Here is a 19859-nt window from a genome sequence, read left to right on the forward strand (position 1 = left end):
GGTGTCTCGCCGCACAATCGGCCATGCGGCACGACGACTAAAGCAAAAAATGAGAACGGGGTCATGCCCCCACCGCATGATCGGCCGCCGAAATGCTATGCCGGGACCTGCTTGGAAATCCAGCTGCGAAATGCCTGGCTCAGCGGGTTTTCGAGCTTTCCTTCCGGCACGACGAGATAATAACTGTTCTCCGTCTCCATCGGCCGGTCGAAGACGACGGCAAGCCGGCCGCTCGCCAGCTCCTGCTCGATCAGGTAGTGCGGCAGCAGCGCGAAGCCGAGCCCCGCGACGGCCGTCTCGATGACCATGGAGAACTGGTCGAAGCGATGGCCGCGATAGGCGGTATCCGCCGAGCCGCCGTTCAGCTCGAACCATTGCGCCCAGAGCTTCGGGCGCGTCGCAAGATGCAGGAGCGGCGCCCGTTCCAGGTCCTTCGGTTCGGCAAGGTTCCAGGATTTCACCAGCTCCGGGCTTGCCGCGGGCAGGATGACCTCGCTGCACAGATAGGTGCAGGCAGCCCGCGCCCAGACCGGCTGGCCGTAGTGGATCGCGAGGTCGAAATTCTCCTCGTCGAAATCGAACGGCGCCGAGCGCGAGGCGATGTTGATGATCGTGCCGGGATTTTCCGCGAGAAAGCCGGGAATGCGCGGCGTCAGCCAGCGGCTGCCGAAGGTCGGCAGCGTCGCGATGGAAAGACTGTGCTCGGAGGAGGCCGATGCCATGGCGCGCAGCATGGTCTCCTCCGTCTGGTGCAGCAGCTTGCGCACTTCCGGCAGGAAACGGCGGCCATCGTCGGAGAGCACCACGCGCTGGCGCACGCGCTCGAACAAGAGCACGCCGAGCTGTTCCTCGAGGTCCTTGATCTGGCGGCTGACGGCGCTCTGGGTGAGGTTCAGCTCATGGGCCGCCTGCGTGAAGCTGCCGTGGCGCGCGGCGCATTCGAACGCCTGCAGCGTGGTGACGTCGGGGATCAGCCTACGACTGAGCTTCATTCTTTCCTCGCATCAACATAGTCAGAACGGTCGCAATCGCGGGAAGAAACGATCCGGTATGATCCGTTTTGAGAATGATCAGGGCCTCCACCCCTTCTAAAGCAATTCCCGGAAAAGTGTGAAGCGGTTTTCCATCCGGAATTGCGCAACACCAGGATGAGACCGCTCCCATGAACGCAAATTCGCACGTTTCCGCTGATAAGATCCGCGCGGATTTCTCCGCCGCGATGTCCGCCATGTACCGCAACGAGGTTCCGGCCTATGGCACGCTGATGTCGCTGGTGGCCGAGGTGAACGCGGAAACGCTCGCCGCCGATCCCGTCCTCAAGGGGCGCCTGGAGGCGACCGACACGCTGGAGCGCATTTCCGAGGAACGCCACGGCGCCATCCGCCTCGGCACGCCGGGCGAGCTTTCCATGATGCGCCGCGTCTTCGCCGTCATGGGCATGTTCCCGGTCGGCTACTATGACCTCTCCACCGCCGGCGTTCCCGTGCACTCCACCGCCTTCCGCCCGGTCGGCGCCGAAAGCCTCAGCCGCAACCCGTTCCGTGTCTTCACCTCGCTGCTGCGCCTCGATCTCATCGCCGACGAAAAGCTGCGTGAAGAAGCGGCCGACGTGCTCGCCGCACGAAAGATCTTCACCGACGAGGCCGTCAGGCTCGTCGAGAAGGCCGAGCGTGACGGCGGTCTCGGTGAAGCCCATGCCGCCCGCTTCGTCACCGAAGTGCTGGAAACCTTCCGCTGGCACGACCAGGCCATCGTCAGCGCCGACATGTACAGGCGCCTGCACGACGCGCATCGCCTGATCGCCGACGTCGTTTCCTTCAAGGGTCCGCACATCAACCACCTGACGCCGCGCACGCTCGACATCGACAAGGTACAGGCCCGCATGCCGGAAGAGGGCATCGCCCCGAAGGCCGTCGTCGAGGGCCCGCCGACCCGCACCTGCCCGATCCTCCTGCGCCAGACCTCGTTCAAGGCGCTGGAGGAGGCCGTTTCCTTCATCGGCGCCGACGGCGCCTGGCAGCAAGGCTCCCACACGGCCCGCTTCGGCGAGATCGAGCAGCGCGGCGTGGCGCTGACGCCGAAGGGCCGCGCGCTCTACGACCGGCTGCTCACCGAGACGCGCGCCCGCGTGCGCCCGGCCGCCGATGGCTCCAACGCCGCCGAATACGAGGCCGCGCTCGTCGACATCTTCAAGGCCTTCCCGGATGACTGGGACGGCATCCGCAAGGCGGGCCTCGGCTATTTCACCTATTGCCTGACGGAGAAGGGCAAGTCCGTCACCGGCCGCAACGCCGATCTCGAAACGGCGATCGAAGCCGGCCTCATCCGCTTCGACCCGATCGTCTACGAGGATTTCCTGCCGGTCAGCGCCGCGGGCATCTTCCAGTCGAATCTCGGCGACGACGCGACCCAGGACTTCGTCGCCAGCCCGAACCAGGTGATGTTCGAGCGCGATCTCGGCAGTGTCGTCCTCGACGAATTCGCCCACTATGCCGCCATCCAGCGCGCATCGCTTGAAATGTGCCTCGGCATCGTCAACATGGCTGCCGCTGCGGAGTGACGGAAGAGCGCATGATCGAGGCACGCCATATCGAAGCGCTGAAGGGCCTTGCCGGCGAGAAGGGTCTTCTCACCGAAGAAGCCGACATGGCCGCCTACGAGACCGGCGCACGCTACGACAGGGGCCGCGCCGCCTTCGTCGCCCGCCCGGCCACGACGGCGGAGGCCTCCGCCATCGTCTCCTATTGCGTGCGGAACGCCATCGCGCTCGTGCCGCAGTCCGGCAATACCGGCCTCGTTTCCGGCTCGACGCCCGACGGGAGCGGCCGTCAGGGCGTGCTCAGCCTCGACCGCCTGACCGCCCCCTTCGACCTCGATCGGGTGAACCGCTCGGTCAGGGCTGGGGCGGGCCTGCGCCTTTCCGACCTCAACGGCCGGCTGGAAGATAGCGGCCTGTTCTTCCCCATCGACCTCGGCGCCGACCCGCGCCTCGGCGGCATGATCGCAACGAACACCGGCGGATCGCGGTTCCTGCGCTACGGCGACGTGCGCCGCAATGTTCTCGGCCTCACCGTGGTGCTCGCCGACGAGGCCGGCACCGTGCTCGACCTTTCCTCGGACCTGCGCAAGAACAATACCGGCGTCGACTGGAAGCAGCTCTTCATCGGCACATCGGGCGCCTTCGGCGTCGTCACCGAATGCGTGCTGAACCTCGAACCCGCCCCGAAACAATCCGCCACCGCCCTGCTCGTGCCCGCCTCGGCAGACCAGGTCGCGACGCTGCTCGTCGCCATGGAAGACGCGCTCGGCAGCTATCTCTCGGCCTTCGAGGGCATGTCCGGCAACGCCGTCGCCGCCGCGCTCGACCATGTGCCGTCGCTGCGCAATCCCTTCCAGGGCGGCGTGGTGCCCGGCTTCGTCATCCTCGCGGAAATCTCCCGCGCCACCCCGCCGCGCGCGGGCGAGCAGCCGCTCGACGCGGTGCTGGAAGAGGTGCTGGCCGCGATCTGGGAGCGCGAGGACGCACCGCTCGCCGACGCCTTCGTCGGCCCGCCGCACGAGATCTGGGCGCTGCGCCATGCGCTCTCGGAGGGCGTGAAACATCGCGGGCGATTGATCGCCTTCGATCTGTCCTTCCGCCGGGGTGACATCATGCCCTTCCTCGCCCATATGAAGGCGGAGATGCCGGACCATTTCGAGGACGTCACGATCTGCGACTTCGGCCATATCGGCGATGGCGGCGTGCACTTCAACCTGGTCGTCGCGAAGGACGACCCGCGGCTTGCCGATCCCGATTTCGAGGCGGATCTGCGCGAATGGGTCTTCACCGTCGCGGTCGAGCAGTTCGGCGGCAGCTTCAGCGCGGAACACGCCATCGGCCGCAAGAACCAGGCCTTCTACGACAGATATACCCCGGAAAAGCTCCGCGAGCTTGCGGCCGGGCTGAAAACCATCACCTCGCCGGGCCCGCTCGGCACCATCACATTCTAAAAACAGACAGGGAGACACCCCATGACGAAAGTCGACGTGAAACAGGAAACCGAAACCCTTCTCGACAAGCTCGGCGTCGCACGCAGCGCCTGGCAGGGCGGCGACATGGCCTCCTACAGCCCGGTCACCGGCGAGGAGATCGGCAAGCTGAAGACCGTTTCGGCCACTGATACCGACAAGGCGATCGACGCCGCCCACGAAGCCTTCAAGGCCTGGCGCCTGGTACCCGCACCGAAGCGCGGCGAACTCGTCCGCCTGCTCGGTGAGGAACTGCGCGCCGCCAAGGCCGATCTCGGCCGCCTCGTCTCCATCGAGGCCGGCAAGATCACCTCCGAGGGTCTTGGCGAAGTGCAGGAAATGATCGACATCTGCGATTTCGCCGTCGGCCTCTCCCGCCAGCTCTACGGCCTGACGATCGCCACCGAGCGCCCCGGCCACCGCATGATGGAGACCTGGCACCCGCTCGGCGTCGTCGGCATCATCTCGGCCTTCAACTTCCCGGTCGCGGTCTGGTCGTGGAACGCCGCGCTCGCCATCGTCGCCGGCAATTCCATCGTCTGGAAACCCTCCGAAAAGACCCCGCTGACCGCCCTTGCATCGCAGGCGATCTTCGAGCGCGCCCTTTCTCGCTTCGGCGACGCCCCGGCGAACCTGTCGCAGGTTCTCATCGGCGACCGCGCCATCGGCGAAGCCCTTGTCGACAACCGCAAGGTCGCGCTCGTCTCGGCCACCGGCTCCACCCGCATGGGCAAGGAAGTCGGCCCGCGTCTTGCCAAGCGCTTCGCCCGCTCGATCCTCGAACTCGGCGGCAACAATGCCGGCATCGTCTGCCCCTCGGCCGACCTCGATATGGCGCTGCGCGCGATTGCCTTCGGCGCCATGGGCACCGCCGGCCAGCGCTGCACGACGCTGCGCCGCCTCTTCGTGCATGACAGCGTCTACGACCAGCTCGTGCCGCGCCTGAAGAAGGCCTATACCAGCGTTTCCGTCGGCAACCCGCTGGAAACCTCGGCACTCGTCGGCCCGCTCGTCGACAAGCAGGCCTTCGACGGCATGCAGAAGGCGTTGGCAGCCGCCAAGGCCGAAGGCGGCACCGTCACCGGCGGCGAACGCGTCACCGAGGCCGGCAAGGAAACGGCCTATTACGTCAAGCCCGCCATCGTCGAAATGCCGAAGCAGGCCGGCCCGGTTCTCGAAGAAACCTTTGCGCCGATCCTCTATGTCATGAAGTATTCCGACTTCGACAAGGCGCTGGAAGACCACAATGCCGTCGCCGCCGGCCTCTCCTCCTCGATCTTCACGCTGAACATGCAGGAAGCCGAGCGCTTCCTCGCCGCCGACGGCTCGGATTGCGGCATCGCCAATGTCAACATCGGCACCTCGGGCGCGGAAATCGGCGGTGCCTTCGGCGGCGAGAAGGAAACCGGCGGCGGCCGCGAGAGCGGCTCCGACGCCTGGAAGGCCTATATGCGCCGCGCCACCAACACGGTGAACTATTCGAAGGCCCTGCCGCTCGCCCAGGGCGTCTCCTTCGACATCGAGTAGGCCGTGATGGACAACCGGACCAAGACAGAGGAGGCGGGCTTTACGCCCGCCTCGCGCATCGCCGCCATCGGCGTCTCGAAAATCCTGCAGATCGGCGCCCGCGCCGCTGCCATGAAGAAGGACGGCCTGCCGGTCATCATCCTCGGCGCCGGCGAGCCGGACTTCGACACGCCGGACAATGTCAAGGCCGCCGCCAAGGCCGCCATCAACCGCGGCGAGACGAAATACACCGCGCTCGACGGCACGCCGGAACTGAAGAAGGCGATCTCCGAAAAATTCCGCCGCGAGAACGATGTCGACTATGCAATCGACGAGATCACCGTCGCGACGGGCGCCAAGCAGATCCTCTTCAACGCCTTCATGGCGACGATCGATCCGGGCGACGAGGTGATCATCCCGACGCCCTACTGGACCTCCTATTCCGACATCGTGGAGATCTGCGGCGGCGTGCCGGTGCTGATCCCCTGCGACGGCGAGGCCGGTTTCCGCCTGAAGGCCGAGCAGCTGGAAACGGCGATCACGCCGAAGACCCGCTGGGTGCTGTTCAACTCGCCGTCCAACCCGTCCGGCGCCGCCTATGGCGAGGCCGACTACCGCCCGCTCCTCGACGTGCTGCTGAGGCATCCGCATGTCTGGCTGATGGTCGACGACATGTACGAACACATCGTCTACGATGGATTCAGGTTCGTCACCCCCGTCGCCATCGAACCGCGCCTGAAGAGCCGCGCCCTGACGATCAACGGCGTCTCCAAGGCCTATGCCATGACCGGCTGGCGCATCGGCTATGCCGGCGGCCCGAAGGCGCTGATCAAGGCGATGGCCGTGATCCAGAGCCAGGCGACCTCCTGCCCGTCCTCGGTCAGCCAGGCCGCCTCGGTCGAGGCGCTGAACGGCCCGCAGGATTTCCTGAAGGAGCGCCAGGCGAGCTTCAAGCACCGCCGCGACCTCGTCGTCTCGGCGCTGAACGCCATCCCCGGCCTCACCTGCCGCACCCCGGAAGGCGCCTTCTACACCTTCGCCGGCTGCGCGGGCGTGATCGGCAAGGTCACGCCGAAGGGCAAGCGCATCGAGGCCGACAGCGACTTCACGGACTATCTCCTGGAAGACGCCCACGTCGCCGTCGTACCCGGCTCGGCCTTCGGCCTCTCCCCCTATTTCCGCATCTCCTACGCCACGTCTGAGACGGAACTATCGGAAGCGCTGAAGCGCATCGCGGACGCCTGCGCGCAGCTTTCCTGAGCCACGCCCGGTAACCGGCAAAAGAAAAGGGGCCTCGCAAGAGGCCCCATTTTTATGGTCCGCGCCTTTCCGGCGTTCTCTTCTTCCCCGCGGCTGGGCCACAGATGCGAAAACGCCCCGGCATTGCACCGAGGCGTTTGAAGGGTCTGGAAGATCAGGCGGCGCGGGCGCCGTGATTCTCCTGGGCGTAGTAGTGGCCGAAACGGTTTGCAAGGAAGGTGTCGAGGGCGATTTCCTCCTGGCGAACGAAACCCTCGGCGCGCAGCGAACCGTCGGCGAGCATGTCGAGCACGGCGCAGATAGAGCCGGCCGTCGTGATCTGGATGGCGGAATGCAGGCTGCCGGCGACCGGGGCGCTGTAGACCTTGTTGGCGTAGGTTTCCTGGATCAGGCGGCCGCCCTTGCGGCCCGAGACGGTCACGAAGATGATGACGACGTCCTGCGTGGTGGTCGGCAGGGCGTTTTCGAAGATGTCCTTCAGGACTTCGCGGCGGTGGCGCAGGCCGAGGTCGTTCAAGAGCGCCTTCATGATGGCGGCATGGCCGGGATAGCGGATCGTCTTGTAGTTCAGCGTGCGCACCTTGCCCTTCAGCGTATCGCAGAGCGTGCCGAGGCCGCCCGAGGTGTTGAAGGCCTCGTAGGTCACGCCGTCGAGCGAGAATTCCTCGCGCTCTTCGAGGGCCGGAACCTCGATCAGCGCGCTTTCGACGATGGCTTCGCAGGGCTCGATATATTCGTTGATGACGCCGTCCGTGCTCCAGGTGAGGTTGTAGTTGAGCGCATTGGACGGGTACTGCGGCAGGGCGCCGACGCGCATGCGCACGCTTTCGAGCGAATCGAAGCGGCTGGCAAGGTCGTTGGCGACGATGGAGATGAAGCCCGGTGCAAGGCCGCACTGCGGGATGAAGGCCGTCCTGGCATTTTCCGCGATGCGCTTGACCTGGCGGGTGGATTCGACGTCTTCCGTGAGATCGAGATAGTGCAAGCCCGCATCGGCGGCGGCTTCCGCGATGGCGACGGTCAGGTGGTAGGGCGCGGCAGAGAGAACGGCGAACTTGCCGGCGAGAAGGGCGCGGAGCGCGGCACCGTCGGCAATGTCGACGACGGCGGTCGAAACGGCAGCATGGCGCTCGATGGCGGCAAGCTGCTCGTCCGAACGGTCGGCGACGGTGACGCGGTAATCCCCGCTGTGAGCCAGCATGCGGGCGATGGTCGAGCCGATCTTGCCTGCGCCGATGACGACGATGTCCTTCATGTGATTTCCCTCCGGCATGAATTGATGTTGATATTTTGAGGGCGAAGGCTGTCGATTTAAAGCGCCACATCTGGCATAATATATTATCGATATCGGCAGAATGACGGTAGAAATGAGCATTTCGACGCTAGGCGCCAAGGATCGTGAGCTGCTTGCCATCCTCAGCGAGAACGCCCGCGAGCAGACCGCGACGATCGCCCGCAAACTGGGCCTGTCGCGCACGACCGTGCAGGCGAAGATCGACCGGCTGGAGCGGGACGGCGTGATCGCCGGCTATGGCGTCAAGCTTTCGGACGCCTATGAGAGCGGCATGGTGAAGGCGCATGTGCTGATCACCATCGCGCCGAAGACCTTGGCGCGCATCACGACGGAACTGCACGCCATCTCGGCCGTGCGCACGCTGCATTCGGTCAGCGGCAGTTTCGACCTGATCGCCGTGGTCGAGGCGGCATCGATCGCCGAACTCGACCACCTGATCGACCGCATCGGCGCGATCGACGGCGTGGAGCGCACGCTGTCGTCGATCATTCTGTCGACGCGAATTAGGCGTTAAGAAGTCGCTCGGAACTAAGGATCGCCAATCAAAGCCGGCCAACAAGGCCCGACCCCTCTCCTCTGTCATCCTCGGGCTCGACCCGAGGATGACGGAGGGTGGGGTGAGCGCGGTGGGTGATGGCGACCGATGGGATCAGGCTGGGCGACACTCCTCGCTCCAACGACGCTTTGATACCACGCAATCGCTTTCAGGCGATGAATCGCTCCGGCCGATACGGCCCGATATTGATCACCGTCCGCTCGCCCAGCATCTTTTCCGCCAGCACGCGGCCGGTGATCGGGCCCAGCGTCATGCCGTGATGGGCGTGGCCGAAGGCGAACCAGAGGCCGGCATGGCGCGGGGCCTTGCCGATGATCGGCATCATGTCCGGCGTGCAGGGGCGGGCGCCCATCCAGGGCTCCTCGTCGCGCCGTTCGGCGAGCGGGAAGAACTCGCGCGCCACCTTCTCCGCCCGGCGCAGCTGGACGGGGGTCTTGCGCGTGTCGCGCTTGGCGAATTCGGCGCCCGTCGTCAGGCGGATGCCGCGCAGCATTGGCGCGAGGAAATAGCCGCGCTCGGCATCGAGCACCCAGTTGTTGAGCCTCGCGCCTTCTTCCGTGCCGTAATGCATGTGATAGCCGCGCTTGACGGCAAGCGGGAACCGGTAGCCGAGCTTGCGCGTCACCGTATCGGCCCAGGGGCCGAGCGCGACCACGACTTCCTTGGCCTCGAGCGGGCCTTCAGGGGTGGCGATGCGCCATCCCTCGCCTTCGAGAACATGTTCGATGGTCGCCGCATCGCCCGATTTCAGCTGGCCGCCGAGCGACTCGAAATAGGCGAGGTAACGTCTCAACAGGCTCTGCGGATCGAGGATCGACCACGGGTCGGTCCAGCGCAGGCCCCCGGTGAGCTCGGCGCGGATGGAGGGCTCGGCCTCCGCCACCTCCCGCGTCGTCAGCTTCTGATGGTTGACGCCGAAATTGGCGGACAATTTCTCCGCATCCGCATAGGCCTTGTCCCTCTCCTTCTCCGTGCGGAAAACCTTCATCCAGCCGTCCTTGCGGATGAGCTCCTCCGCGCCGGAGGCGGCGATGAGGTCCGCATGTTCGGAAATCGAGTTCTCGATGAGCGGCGCATAGAGATGGGCGATGCTCTGGTGCTGGCGGAAGCCGGAATGCCACCAGTAGCGGGCAAGGAACGGAATGATCCCGGGGATCGCCGAAGGGTGATAATGGGCGTCGATCGTGTTGTTCAGCGCATAGCGGAAGAGCGCGCCGAAATCGTGCGGGAAGCCATAGGGGAAGACGCCCTCGCGCTGGATGAGGCCGGCATTGCCGTAAGAGGTCTCTTCCGCCGCCCCGCGCCGGTCGACGAGCACGACCGATTTGCCGCGCCGGACGAGATGGATCGCGGTCGAGATGCCGACCACCCCCGCGCCGAGAACAATGACATCCGTCTTCATCTGCCTGCCCCACACATCCATAGTCACATGCCCTGATCCATTGCATGGGCCGAATGCGAGATGCAAGCCGCTTGGCTGCATCGCGGAAGCATGGGCAGGGAGAGGTCGACACGGGCAGCATGGAGCGATAGCGTCAGGACAGGACGAGACCTTTGAAAGGAAGCGGGATGCGGCTTGGCGTGGCAAGCGAACTCTGGCGTTATCCGGTCAGCTCTCTGACCGGCGAGCGGCTCGAAACCGTCGATATCGACGACACCGGCGTTGTCGGAGACCGGCAATGGGGTCTTTTCGAAGCGGACGGCGCAGCCGTCGCGGCGCCGGAAAAGGAAAAGCGCTGGAGACCTGTCCCGGCGCTTCGCTCCCGGCTGGAAACCGACAGGCCGGAGATCAGCCTCGACGCCATGACCTGGCATGGCGTTCCCTCGCCGTCGGCCGACAGGGTTGCCTCGGATCATCTCGGATTTCCCGTCCGGTTCCTGTGTTTCGGCGCGGCGGATGCCGCGCCGCGCTACGATCGCGGGCACCTGCACATCCTGACCACGTCTTCGCTGGCACGCCTGCAAGCGCTGCTGCCGGACGCCGTCATCGATACCAGGCGCTTTCGGCCGAACATCCTGATCGGCACCGATGACGGCGATGCCGATTTCGTCGAGCAGCGTCTCGTCGGCCGCAGGCTCGGCATCGGCGAGACGGTCGTCGAGATCACCGAGCCCTGCGCGCGCTGCGCCTTCACCGCCCTTGGACAGCCGGGCATCCCCTTCGACAAGGATGTGCTGCATGCGATTGCCAAACACGGCGGCGGCGGCTTCGGGGTGCTGGCAAAGGTCGTCGCGCCGGGCAAGGTGTCTTGCGGCGACACGGTGAGCGTGAATTAGGCTACTGCCCGGCGAGCCGCAGCAGGTTCTCGATCGCCGCCCGCTCGAAACCGCCGATGCCTTCGGAAATATCGGCCTTGATCGCCGCCGCGACGGCATCCTCGTCGCGCTTGCGCAGCGCGGCGATAGCCTCCTGGTGGCGATCGACGAAATAGAGCTGGGCGACATGCTCCATGGCGATACCGAGGAAGGGGCCGAGCTGGAGCCAGATGCTCTCCACCATCGGCAGGATAACCTGCTCGGGATTGGCGGTGTAGAGCGCACGATGGAATTCCTGGTTCAGCAGCAGCGCGTTGGCATTGTCCTTGCGGGCGATCGCCTCGTCCTGCGCCCTGTCGATCTCTTCCAGCCGGTCGATCCGGCGCTCCGTGATGTGCGGCACCGCCCGGCGGGCGGCGTGCTGCTCCAGCACCGAGCGCAGCGAGACGAGCTCGCTGAACCGGTCCGCCGTCATACGCGGCACCATGATGCGCCTGTTGTCGAGCACGCGCAGCGCGCCTTCGGAGGAAAGGCGGCGCAGCGCCTCGCGCACCGGCGTCGGGCTACTCTCCATCGCCTCGGCGATGCCGCGGATCGTCAGCGATTCCCCCGGCCGGATCGAGCCGACCATGATGGCCTGGCGCAGGCGCCGATGCGCATATTCATGCGTCGTCATGCCTTCCGGCCGGTCCAGCGGCTCAAGCGCCAAGTTGCCCAATCCATCCCTCCACGAAAGGCTGCCAGATGCTATCCTATGCTTTGTGACAGGTTCTAGCAGCTTGACCCCCGACAAGAAAGTGTGCATATTTTGAAAATGTGATCACAAAAATAATTATGTGATACGGAAGGGAACCATGACTCCGAACGACGATGCCAATTGGCTGATCAATGCCGACGGCGTGGAGAGCATCCAGGCCGTGGTCTGCGACCTGAACGGCATCCTGCGCGGCAAGCGCGTGCCCGTCGGGCAGGCGGAAAAAGTGCTGAAGGGCGGCATCCGCATGCCGCTGTCCATCGTGGGCGTGGACGTGTGGGGCGAGGACATCGTCGGCTCCAGCCATGTCTTCGCCTCGGGCGACATGGACGGCATCTGCAGCCCGACCGGCCGCGGCGCGCTGCCCGTCAACTGGACGCTGAAGCCGTCGGCCGTCGTGCCGCTCTGGCTGTTCAAGGAGGACGGCACCCCCTTCCTCGCCGATCCGCGCCAGGCGCTCGCCAACATCGTCCGGCAGTACCACGAACTGGGCCTGCGCCCCGTCGTCGCCTCGGAAATGGAATTCTACCTGATCGACGCCGAGCCCGACCATGCCGAGCCGCCGATCTCGCCCTATACCGGCAAGCGGCTCGATTCCGACGCCATCCTCTCGATCGACGAGCTCGACGATTTCGGCCAGTTCTTCTCCGACGTCTATGCGGAATGCGAGCGGCAGAACGTGCCGGCGGATTCTGCCGTCGCGGAAAACGGCATCGGCCAGTTCGAAATCAACCTGATGCATTCCGACGACCCGTTGAAGGCCGCCGACGACGCGCTGTTCTTCAAGCGCATCATCAAGGGCGTCGCGCGCAAGCACGGCTTTGCCGCCACCTTCATGGCAAAACCCTACGGCATGCGCTCGGGCAGCGGCATGCACATGCATTTCAGCCTGATCGACGAAGACGGCAACAACGTCTTCGACAACGGCACGCCCGAAGGCTCCGACATCATGAAACACGCCGTCGCGGGCCTGACGCGCGGCATGGCGGAATCGACGCTGCTCTTCGCGCCGCACTTCAACTCCTACCGCCGCCTGCGCCCCGACACGCACGCGCCGACCTCCGTCTCCTGGGGCTACGAGAACCGCACCGCCGCCATCCGCATTCCCGGCGGCAGCAACAAGGCGCGGCGCATCGAGCACCGCGTCGCCGGCGCGGACGCAAACCCCTACCTCGTCATGGCCGGCATTCTCGGTGCCGCCCTCGTCGGCATCCGCAACACCTGGGAGCCGCCGGCGCCGGTTTCGGGCCGCGCCTATCAATCGCAGCTGCCGCGCATTCCCTCGGAATGGGGTTCGGCCGTCACCGCTTTCGAGAACGGCGCGATCGTCTCGGAGATCTTCGACACCGACCTTCGCTCCATGCTGATCGCCTGCAAGCGGCAGGAGATCGCCGGTTTTGCCGAACAGGTGACCGACTTCGAATTCAGCGCCTATCTGGAAATCGTCTGATGGCCAACACGCAATCCTATGCCGGCGACGGCACCTATCCCGACAGCTACTACGCCGCTTCCCGCAACATCGTCCGCACGCCGAAAGTGCTCGAGGGCGCGGTCACGGCCGATGTCGCCGTGCTCGGCGCCGGCTATTCCGGCCTTTCCACCGCCATCCACCTTGCCGAAAAGGGCTACAAGGTGGTGATGGTCGAGGGGGCGGGCATCGGCTGGGGCGCTTCGGGGCGCAATGGCGGCCAGATCGTCAACGGCCTCAATGCCAGCCTCGATACCATCAAGCGCCGCTACGGCGATCAGGCCGGCGCCTTCGTCGGCGGTCTCGTGCAGGAGGGCGGCAGGATCATCCGCCGCCTGGTCTCGCAGTATAATATCGATTGTGACCTAAAGGACGGCAACATCTACGCCGCCTACACGCCCGCCCACATGAAGGACCTCGAGCACAAGAAGGCCCTGTGGAAGAGCTACGGCATGGACGACCACCAGATGCTCGACAAGGCGGCGATGCGAAAGCTCGTCAACACCGACGCCTATATCGGCGGCATGCTGGATACGACCGGCGGCCACATGCACCCGCTCAACCTCACGCTTGGCGAGGCCAGGGCGCTGGAATCGCTCGGCGGCGTGATCTACGAGCAGTCGCCCGTCACCCGTGTCGAGCACGAGGCGGAAAAGCCCGTCATCCACACGGCAAAGGGCAGCGTCACGGCAAATGTCGCCGTCATCTGCGGCAATGCCTATCTCGGCCATGTCGTGCCGAAGCTCGTCTCGCGCGTCATGCCGGTCTCCACCCAGATGATCGCCACCGAGCCGCTCGGCGCCGAGCGCGCCGATGCGCTGATCCCGAGCGACATGTGCGTGGAGGACGTGCGCTACATCCTCGATTATTTCCGCCTGTCGGCCGACAAGCGCATGATCTTCGGCGGCGGCACCGTCTACGGCGGCACGGACCCGGCCGACGTCAGGGCGAAGATCCGCCCGAACCTCGAAAAGGTCTTCCCCTCGCTGAAGGGCGTGAAGATCGATTATGCCTGGAGCGGCAATTTCGCCCTTTCCTTCTCGCGCGTGCCGCAGATGGGCAAGATCGGCAAGAACACCTATTTCGCCCACGGCTACAGCGGCCACGGCGTCACCGGCTCGCATCTCTTCGGCCGCATCCTCAGCGAGGCGATCGACGGCGACCTCTCGCGTTTCAGCCAGTTCGAGAAACTGCCCTGGATCCCCTTCCCGGGCGGGCGCATGTTCCGCGCGCAATATTCCACCATCGGCTCCTGGTGGTACCAGTTCAAGGACGCCTTCGGTCTTTGAGGCCGATATGGAAGGCCGGCGCTTTGGCCGGCCTCAGACTGTTGAGGGTCAAACCTCTCCCCACCCACTGCCGTCATCCTCGGCTTTGAGCCGAGGATCCACAGTCGCGGCGAGCCAGCGGATGGATGGTCGGGTCAAGCCCGACCATGACGAAGGGGAGGTTTGGTAGCCGGCGCCAGCACCGGCCTTCCGCTTGCCCCTTGCGCGCCGCCTCGCGCAGGATTATGCCTTGCCTTGCTCTAACGGGGTGCCCGGGGTTCTTTCCTCCGGCTGAGAGGCGGTTTCGCCAACCCGAAGAACCTGATCCGGCTCGTACCGGCGGAGGGATTAGACGGCACATCCAGCGCCCTACTCCCGTTTTGTGAACAGCAAGGAGGCGCGGATGCGCAAGACTTCTCTTTCCACCATCGCGGCACTCGCCGTTTCCCTCGCCTTTCCCGCGCTCGCGCAGGAAAAGACGCTGACCGTCTACACCTATGAGAGCTTCGTCGCCGAATGGGGCCCCGGCCCCAAGGTCAAGGAAGCCTTCGAGAAGACCTGCGGCTGCACCGTCGAGTGGGTCGGCGTCGCCGACGGCGTCGAACTTTTGACGCGCCTGAAACTCGAAGGCGAGGGCACGAAGGCCGACCTGGTGCTCGGCCTCGACACCAACCTGATCACCGAGGCCAAGGCGACCGGCCTCTTCGAGGCGCACGGCCTTTCGCCGGCGGACCTCACCGTGCCCGGCGGTTTTTCGGACGACACGTTCCTGCCCTATGACTACGGCCATTTCGCCGTCGTCTATGACAGCGAGACGCTCAAGAACCCGCCGACGAGCCTGAAGGATCTCGTCGAGGGCGATCCCTCGCAGAAGATCGTCATCGAGGATCCGCGCACCTCGACGCCGGGTCTCGGCCTCCTGCTCTGGGTGAAGTCGGTCTATGGCGACAAGGCGGGCGAGGCGTGGGGCAAACTGAAGGACCGCGTGCTGACCGTCACGCCCGGCTGGTCGGAAGCCTACGGCCTCTTCACCAAGGGCGAGGCGCCGATGGTGCTGTCCTACACGACCTCGCCGGCCTACCATGTCATCGCGGAACAGACCGAGCGCTACAAGGCCGCTGCCTTCTCCGAGGGCCACTACGTGCAGATCGAGGTCGCCGGCCTGACGCGCACCGCCGACGACAAGGACCTTGCCCGCCAGTTCCTGACCTTCATGATCGGCCCGGACTTCCAGTCGATCATCCCGGAGACCAACTGGATGATGCCGGCCGCAAAGACGAAGGACCCGCTGCCGGCCGCCTTCGACGCGCTGGTGAAGCCGGAAAAGACCTTCCTGATGCCGTCGGACGAAGTCGCGGCCAACCGCAAGGCCTGGATTGACGAATGGCTGACGGCGATGAGCGCCAAGTAACGTGATCTTCGCCCGCACTGAGCGACGAACGCTGCGTGTCGCCGGGGGCCTCGCCCTCGGCACCGTGCTCGCCTTCGTCGGTGCGGCGACGGCCGTGCTTCTCGCCCATGCCGGCCCCGGCGCCGGTGCGCCGCTCCTCGATGCCTATACCGGGCGCGTCGCGCGGTTCACGCTGCTGCAGGCGACGCTCTCCACGCTGCTGTCCGTCCTCCTCGCCATTCCTATCGCCCGGGCGCTCGCCCGGCAGCGGGATTTTCCGGGCCGCGTCTGGATCATCCGGCTGTCCGTCGTGCCGCTCGGCCTGCCGGCGCTGGTCGCCGCGCTCGGCGTCATCGAGATCTGGGGCCGGCAGGGCGTCGTCAACGACCTGCTCGGGCTTGCCGGGCTGCAGAGCCCGGTCAGCGTCTACGGGCTTGCCGGCATCCTGATCGCCCACGTCTTCTTCAACTTGCCGCTCGCCGCGCGCTTCCTGCTGGCGGCCCTCGACCGCATTCCGGCGGAATACTGGCTGACCTCCGCCAATCTCGGCATGGGCGGCGGTGCGGTGTTCCGGCTCATCGAATGGCCGGTGATCCGGCGGATCCTGCCGGGCATCGCCGGCCTCGTCTTCATGCTCTGCGCGACGAGCTTCACCATCGTTCTGACGCTCGGCGGCGGACCGGCGGCGACCACGATCGAAGTGGCGATCTACCAGGCGCTGCGCTTCGATTTCGACCCCGAGCGCGCCGTGCTGCTCGCCTTCCTGCAGATCCTCGTCACGGCAAGCCTGCTCTGGCTGATCTCGCTGTTCGGCCGCCCGCCTGAGGAAGGCATGACGGCGGGCCGCGCCATCCGCCGCTTCGACGGCCGCGGGCGCCGCCTCCCCGACGGCCTCGTCATCCTTCTCTTCACCCTCTTCACCGCCGCCCCGCTCGCCGCCACCCTCGTCTCGGGCCTTTCCGCCGATCTCGTCCGGCTGGCGCTCGATCCGCTGCTGCACCGGGCGCTCCTCACCAGCCTCGCCATTTCCTTCGCCTCGGCCTGCCTCAGCCTCGCGATCGCGCTGCCCATCGTGCTCGTGCCGCGACTTGCCGAAACGGGCGAGGCGGGCATCGCGACGCGGCTGATGGGCCGCGCGCTGCCGGCAGTCGGTTCGCTCATTCTGCTCGTGCCGCCGGTCGTCGTCGCCACGGGCTGGTTCCTCGTGCTGAGGACTTTCGGCGAGACCGGGCGCTTCGCCCCCGCCGTCATCACCGTCCTCAACGCGCTGATGGCGCTGCCCTTCGTCGTGCGCGTGCTGGAGCCGGCCTATCGCACCCATCTTGCGCGCACCGCGCGGCTCGCGCTCAGCCTCGGCGTCACCGGATTGCATCGCCTGCGATGGATCGACCTGCCGGCCCTGAAGAAGCCGCTGCTCACGGCCTTCGCCTTCGCCATGGCGCTGTCGCTCGGCGATCTCGGCGCCGTCGCCATTTTCGGCGCGGAAGGCTTCGTCACCCTGCCCTGGCTGCTTTTCTCCCGCATGGCGAGCTATCGCACGGCGGACGCCGCCGGCATCGCGCTGCTGCTCGGCGTGATATGCCTTCTCCTGACGCTGCCCTCGACCACGGCGGAGCGCCCGACCGAAAGACAAAGCGCCGATGCCTGACCTTGCCATCCGCCTCGCCGACGTCACCGTGCGCTTCGAGGAGAAGCGGCTTTCCTTCGACTGCGCCATTCCCGCCGGCGCAGCAGTCGCCGTGGCAGGCCCCTCGGGCGCGGGAAAATCGACACTGTTCAACGTGATCGCCGGCTTCCAGGCGCCGGCTTCGGGCGATGTCCGGCTGCTCGGCGAAGACATGGCAGGGCGGGACCCCGCGGAACGGCCGGTCTCGATCATCTTCCAGGACAACAACCTCTTTGCGCATCTGACGATCGCCGACAATGTCGGCCTCGGCATCGATCCCGCGCTGCGGCTGGACGCGCCGGCGCGCCAGCGCGTGTTCACGGCGCTCGCGCGCGTCGGCCTCGGCGGCTACGAGCGGCGCCTGCCGGGCTCGCTCTCCGGCGGCGAGCGGCAGCGCGTGGCGCTCGCCCGCGCCCTCGTGCGGCGCCGGCCAATCCTGCTGCTCGATGAGCCCTTCGCCGCGCTCGATCCGGCCATGCGGGCGGAGATGGCGAAACTTCTGGCGGAACTGCGCGACGAAACGAAGAGCACGATGCTCTTCATCACGCATCAGCCGGAGGACATCCGCCGGCTGGCCGACCGGGTGATGTTCCTGGAGGCGGGCGCGATCCTTCTCGACGAGCCCGCCGGCGATTTCCTCTCGCGGCGCGAACCGCCGGCCGTTGCAAAATTCCTCGGTCATTCCGCGCTTTAGCAGCACGGCCGGCAGGGCATCCCGGCGGCACGCCACAATTTGGACGCCCCCCTGTGTCACCGGAGCCACAAGGGAAGCGTTTGTCGAATCGGGAGTTGCCGGCCAGGTATGGTGCGTCTATCTCATCCATTCGAGGACCCGGTTCGGGCTGTGGGCAAGAGATATGGCGAGAGCAACGCAGGAAGCTGCAATGGTATGCGGACGCGGGGTTTTGAGGCCCCTTGCGGCGTTGATGCTTGCCGGCACGCTGCTGTCAGGCTGCCAGTCGATCATCGAGCAGACCTATGAGCCGACGATCTCGCCCTCATCCAATCCGCAGATCGTCGAAGAGGTGCAGAAGAACGACCCGCGCGCCCAGATGGGCGCCCGCGAGCACCCGCGCATCGTCGCAAGCTACGGCGGCGAATACAAGGACGCCAAGACCGAGCGGCTCGTCGCCCGCATTGCCGGCGCGCTGACGCTCGTTTCGGAAAACCCGAACCAGTCCTACCGCATCACCATCCTGAATTCTCCCGCGATCAACGCCTTCGCGCTGCCGGGCGGCTATCTCTACGTTACCCGCGGCCTGCTGGCGCTCGCCAACGACGCCTCGGAGGTCGCCGCCGTGCTCTCGCACGAAATGGCGCATGTCACCGCCAATCACGGCATCGAGCGCCAGAAGAAGGAAGAGGCCGAGGTCATCGCCAGCCGCGTCGTGGCCGAGGTGCTTTCCAGCAACATCGCCGGCAAGCAGGCCTTGGCGCGCGGAAAGCTGCGCCTTGCCGCCTTCTCGCGCAACCAGGAACTCCAGGCGGACGTCATCGGCGTGCGCATGCTTGGCGAAGCGGGCTACGACCCCTATGCCGCCGCGCGCTTCCTCGATTCCATGGCGGCCTATGCCCGCTTCACCGCGGTCGATCCCGATTCCGACCAGAGCCTCGACTTCCTGTCGAGCCACCCGAACGCGCCGCAGCGCGTGGAGCTGGCGCGCCTGCATGCCCGGGCCTTCGGCGCGGAAGGCTCGATCGGCGACCGCGGCCGCGACTATTACCTCGCCGGCATCGACGGCCTGCTCTACGGCGATGCGCCGGAAGAGGGCTATGTGCGCGGCCAGACCTTCCTGCACGGCAAGCTCGGCATCCGCTTCGACGTGCCGGCCGGCTTCCAGATCGACAACAAGGCCGATGCGGTGCTGGCGACGGGTCCCGGGGATGTCGCGATCCGCTTCGACGGCGTCGCCGACAGCCGCAAGCAGAACCTCGTCAACTATATTTCGAGCGGCTGGGTGACCGGCCTTCGGCCGGAGACGATCCAGCCCATCACGATCAACGGGCTGGAGGCGGCGACGGCCAAGGCGGCGGCCGACCGCTGGGAATTCGACGTCACGGTCGTGCGCATCGACAACCAGATCTACCGCTTCCTGACCGCGGTGCCGGTGGGCTCGAAGGCGCTGGAGCCGACCGCGGCGATCCTCAGGGCCTCGTTCCGCAAGCTGACGCCGCCTGAAGTCGCCTCGCTGAAGCCGCTGCGCGTGCGCGTCGTCACGGCGCGGGCAGGCGACACCGTCGCCTCACTCGCCGGGCGGATGATGGGCACGGACCGCAAGCTCGACCTCTTCCGCCTGATCAACGCGATGACGGCGGCAAGCACCGTCCGCCCGGGCGAAAAGTTCAAGATCATCAGCGAATAGGCATCTTGCCAAACAGAAACCCCGCCGGAAACGGCGGGGTTTCTGTTTGTTGACGAACCTCGCCTCACCC

16 protein-coding genes and 1 riboswitch are annotated in these 19859 nt (G+C 66.0%); of the genes, 12 read left to right on the top strand and 4 right to left on the bottom strand.

The window, feature by feature from the left end; translation table 11 throughout:
• Positions 1 to 95: 95 nt before the first annotated feature.
• Positions 96 to 992: a LysR family transcriptional regulator gene (locus tag AABF56_RS18115; RefSeq protein WP_244769209.1), complete on the bottom strand. Its 897-nt coding sequence runs from the start codon at positions 990 to 992 to the stop codon at positions 96 to 98.
• 170 nt (positions 993 to 1162) lie between these two features.
• On the opposite strand from AABF56_RS18115, the gene hglS reads away from it, so the two are divergent.
• From hglS to AABF56_RS18135, 4 genes are read left to right on the top strand one after another with little or no spacing between them, the layout of a single operon-like run.
• A complete protein-coding gene (hglS, locus tag AABF56_RS18120; RefSeq protein WP_272807034.1) occupies positions 1163 to 2560 on the top strand; it encodes a 2-oxoadipate dioxygenase/decarboxylase HglS in 1398 nt (465 codons plus the stop codon).
• An 11-nt stretch (positions 2561 to 2571) separates the two neighbouring features.
• Complete coding sequence (locus AABF56_RS18125) at positions 2572 to 3990, top strand: FAD-binding oxidoreductase (RefSeq protein ID WP_272807035.1); 1419 nt, start codon at positions 2572 to 2574, stop codon at positions 3988 to 3990.
• A gap of 21 nt (positions 3991 to 4011) precedes the next feature.
• A complete protein-coding gene (gene amaB, locus AABF56_RS18130) occupies positions 4012 to 5535 on the top strand; it encodes an L-piperidine-6-carboxylate dehydrogenase (RefSeq protein ID WP_272807036.1) in 1524 nt (507 codons plus the stop codon).
• A 6-nt stretch (positions 5536 to 5541) separates the two neighbouring features.
• A complete protein-coding gene (locus tag AABF56_RS18135; protein ID WP_272807037.1) occupies positions 5542 to 6774 on the top strand; it encodes a pyridoxal phosphate-dependent aminotransferase in 1233 nt (410 codons plus the stop codon).
• 154 nt (positions 6775 to 6928) lie between these two features.
• Here the strand turns inward: AABF56_RS18135 and AABF56_RS18140 are convergent, their stop codons facing one another.
• Entirely contained in the window at positions 6929 to 8029 is a 1101-nt protein-coding gene (locus tag AABF56_RS18140) for a saccharopine dehydrogenase family protein (RefSeq protein WP_244769204.1), read from the bottom strand.
• 112 nt (positions 8030 to 8141) lie between these two features.
• Here AABF56_RS18140 and AABF56_RS18145 point away from each other — a divergent pair, with 112 nt between their 5' ends.
• Complete coding sequence (locus AABF56_RS18145) at positions 8142 to 8582, top strand: Lrp/AsnC family transcriptional regulator (protein WP_206362188.1); 441 nt, start codon at positions 8142 to 8144, stop codon at positions 8580 to 8582.
• A gap of 190 nt (positions 8583 to 8772) precedes the next feature.
• Here the strand turns inward: AABF56_RS18145 and AABF56_RS18150 are convergent, their stop codons facing one another.
• Positions 8773 to 10026, bottom strand: coding sequence for an NAD(P)/FAD-dependent oxidoreductase (locus tag AABF56_RS18150; RefSeq protein ID WP_272807038.1), 1254 nt, complete (start codon positions 10024 to 10026; stop codon positions 8773 to 8775).
• A gap of 167 nt (positions 10027 to 10193) precedes the next feature.
• Between AABF56_RS18150 and AABF56_RS18155 the strand changes: the two genes are divergently transcribed.
• Entirely contained in the window at positions 10194 to 10901 is a 708-nt protein-coding gene (locus AABF56_RS18155; RefSeq protein ID WP_272807039.1) for an MOSC domain-containing protein, read from the top strand.
• A gap of 1 nt (position 10902) precedes the next feature.
• On the opposite strand, the gene AABF56_RS18160 is transcribed toward AABF56_RS18155, so the two are convergent.
• A complete protein-coding gene (locus tag AABF56_RS18160; protein WP_244769419.1) occupies positions 10903 to 11556 on the bottom strand; it encodes a GntR family transcriptional regulator in 654 nt (217 codons plus the stop codon).
• Between the two features lie 178 nt (positions 11557 to 11734).
• Between AABF56_RS18160 and AABF56_RS18165 the strand changes: the two genes are divergently transcribed.
• The 6 genes from AABF56_RS18165 to AABF56_RS18190 all read left to right on the top strand — a co-directional run bounded on the left by AABF56_RS18165 (position 11735) and on the right by AABF56_RS18190 (position 19789).
• Positions 11735 to 13084 (top strand): glutamine synthetase family protein, encoded by a 1350-nt coding sequence (locus tag AABF56_RS18165; protein WP_244769201.1) that lies wholly within the window; start codon positions 11735 to 11737, stop codon positions 13082 to 13084.
• The gene (locus AABF56_RS18170) at positions 13084 to 14391 is read left to right on the top strand and encodes an NAD(P)/FAD-dependent oxidoreductase (protein WP_272807040.1); all 1308 of its coding nucleotides are present in this window, start codon (positions 13084 to 13086) and stop codon (positions 14389 to 14391) included. The genes AABF56_RS18165 and AABF56_RS18170 overlap by 1 nt, the downstream gene beginning before the upstream one ends.
• Before the next feature lie 233 nt (positions 14392 to 14624).
• A riboswitch (TPP riboswitch) is annotated at positions 14625 to 14735 on the top strand.
• A gap of 38 nt (positions 14736 to 14773) precedes the next feature.
• Complete coding sequence (thiB, locus tag AABF56_RS18175; protein ID WP_272807041.1) at positions 14774 to 15781, top strand: thiamine ABC transporter substrate binding subunit; 1008 nt, start codon at positions 14774 to 14776, stop codon at positions 15779 to 15781.
• Between the two features lies 1 nt (position 15782).
• Positions 15783 to 17408 carry a thiamine/thiamine pyrophosphate ABC transporter permease gene (gene thiP, locus AABF56_RS18180; protein ID WP_272807042.1) on the top strand — a complete coding sequence of 542 codons (1626 nt, stop codon included), beginning with the start codon at positions 15783 to 15785 and terminating at the stop codon, positions 17406 to 17408.
• Positions 17401 to 18120, top strand: a complete 720-nt coding sequence (thiQ, locus tag AABF56_RS18185) for a thiamine ABC transporter ATP-binding protein (RefSeq protein ID WP_272807043.1) — start codon at positions 17401 to 17403, stop codon at positions 18118 to 18120. Before thiP ends, thiQ begins: the two co-directional genes overlap by 8 nt.
• 190 nt (positions 18121 to 18310) lie before the next feature.
• Positions 18311 to 19789, top strand: coding sequence for a M48 family metalloprotease (locus AABF56_RS18190; RefSeq protein WP_272807044.1), 1479 nt, complete (start codon positions 18311 to 18313; stop codon positions 19787 to 19789).
• The last annotated feature ends 70 nt before the right edge of the window (positions 19790 to 19859 follow it).

It is taken from the genome of Shinella sp. WSC3-e (assembly GCF_945994535.1).
Classification (GTDB): Bacteria; Pseudomonadota; Alphaproteobacteria; order Rhizobiales; family Rhizobiaceae; genus Shinella; species Shinella yambaruensis.

What these genes read in the sequence shown, in the direction of transcription:
- AABF56_RS18190 (WP_272807044.1), top strand. Translation starts at nt 18,311, where the DNA reads ATGGTATGCGGACGCGGGGTTTTGAGGCCCCTTGCGGCGTTGATGCTT.
- thiB (WP_272807041.1), top strand. Translation starts at nt 14,774, where the DNA reads ATGCGCAAGACTTCTCTTTCCACCATCGCGGCACTCGCCGTTTCCCTC.
- thiQ (WP_272807043.1), top strand. Translation starts at nt 17,401, where the DNA reads ATGCCTGACCTTGCCATCCGCCTCGCCGACGTCACCGTGCGCTTCGAG.
- AABF56_RS18135 (WP_272807037.1), top strand. Translation starts at nt 5,542, where the DNA reads ATGGACAACCGGACCAAGACAGAGGAGGCGGGCTTTACGCCCGCCTCG.
- AABF56_RS18160 (WP_244769419.1), bottom strand. Translation starts at nt 11,556, where the DNA reads ATGACGACGCATGAATATGCGCATCGGCGCCTGCGCCAGGCCATCATG.
- AABF56_RS18170 (WP_272807040.1), top strand. Translation starts at nt 13,084, where the DNA reads ATGGCCAACACGCAATCCTATGCCGGCGACGGCACCTATCCCGACAGC.
- AABF56_RS18115 (WP_244769209.1), bottom strand. Translation starts at nt 992, where the DNA reads ATGAAGCTCAGTCGTAGGCTGATCCCCGACGTCACCACGCTGCAGGCG.
- amaB (WP_272807036.1), top strand. Translation starts at nt 4,012, where the DNA reads ATGACGAAAGTCGACGTGAAACAGGAAACCGAAACCCTTCTCGACAAG.
- AABF56_RS18165 (WP_244769201.1), top strand. Translation starts at nt 11,735, where the DNA reads ATGACTCCGAACGACGATGCCAATTGGCTGATCAATGCCGACGGCGTG.
- AABF56_RS18145 (WP_206362188.1), top strand. Translation starts at nt 8,142, where the DNA reads ATGAGCATTTCGACGCTAGGCGCCAAGGATCGTGAGCTGCTTGCCATC.
- AABF56_RS18140 (WP_244769204.1), bottom strand. Translation starts at nt 8,029, where the DNA reads ATGAAGGACATCGTCGTCATCGGCGCAGGCAAGATCGGCTCGACCATC.
- AABF56_RS18150 (WP_272807038.1), bottom strand. Translation starts at nt 10,026, where the DNA reads ATGAAGACGGATGTCATTGTTCTCGGCGCGGGGGTGGTCGGCATCTCG.
- AABF56_RS18155 (WP_272807039.1), top strand. Translation starts at nt 10,194, where the DNA reads ATGCGGCTTGGCGTGGCAAGCGAACTCTGGCGTTATCCGGTCAGCTCT.
- hglS (WP_272807034.1), top strand. Translation starts at nt 1,163, where the DNA reads ATGAACGCAAATTCGCACGTTTCCGCTGATAAGATCCGCGCGGATTTC.
- AABF56_RS18125 (WP_272807035.1), top strand. Translation starts at nt 2,572, where the DNA reads ATGATCGAGGCACGCCATATCGAAGCGCTGAAGGGCCTTGCCGGCGAG.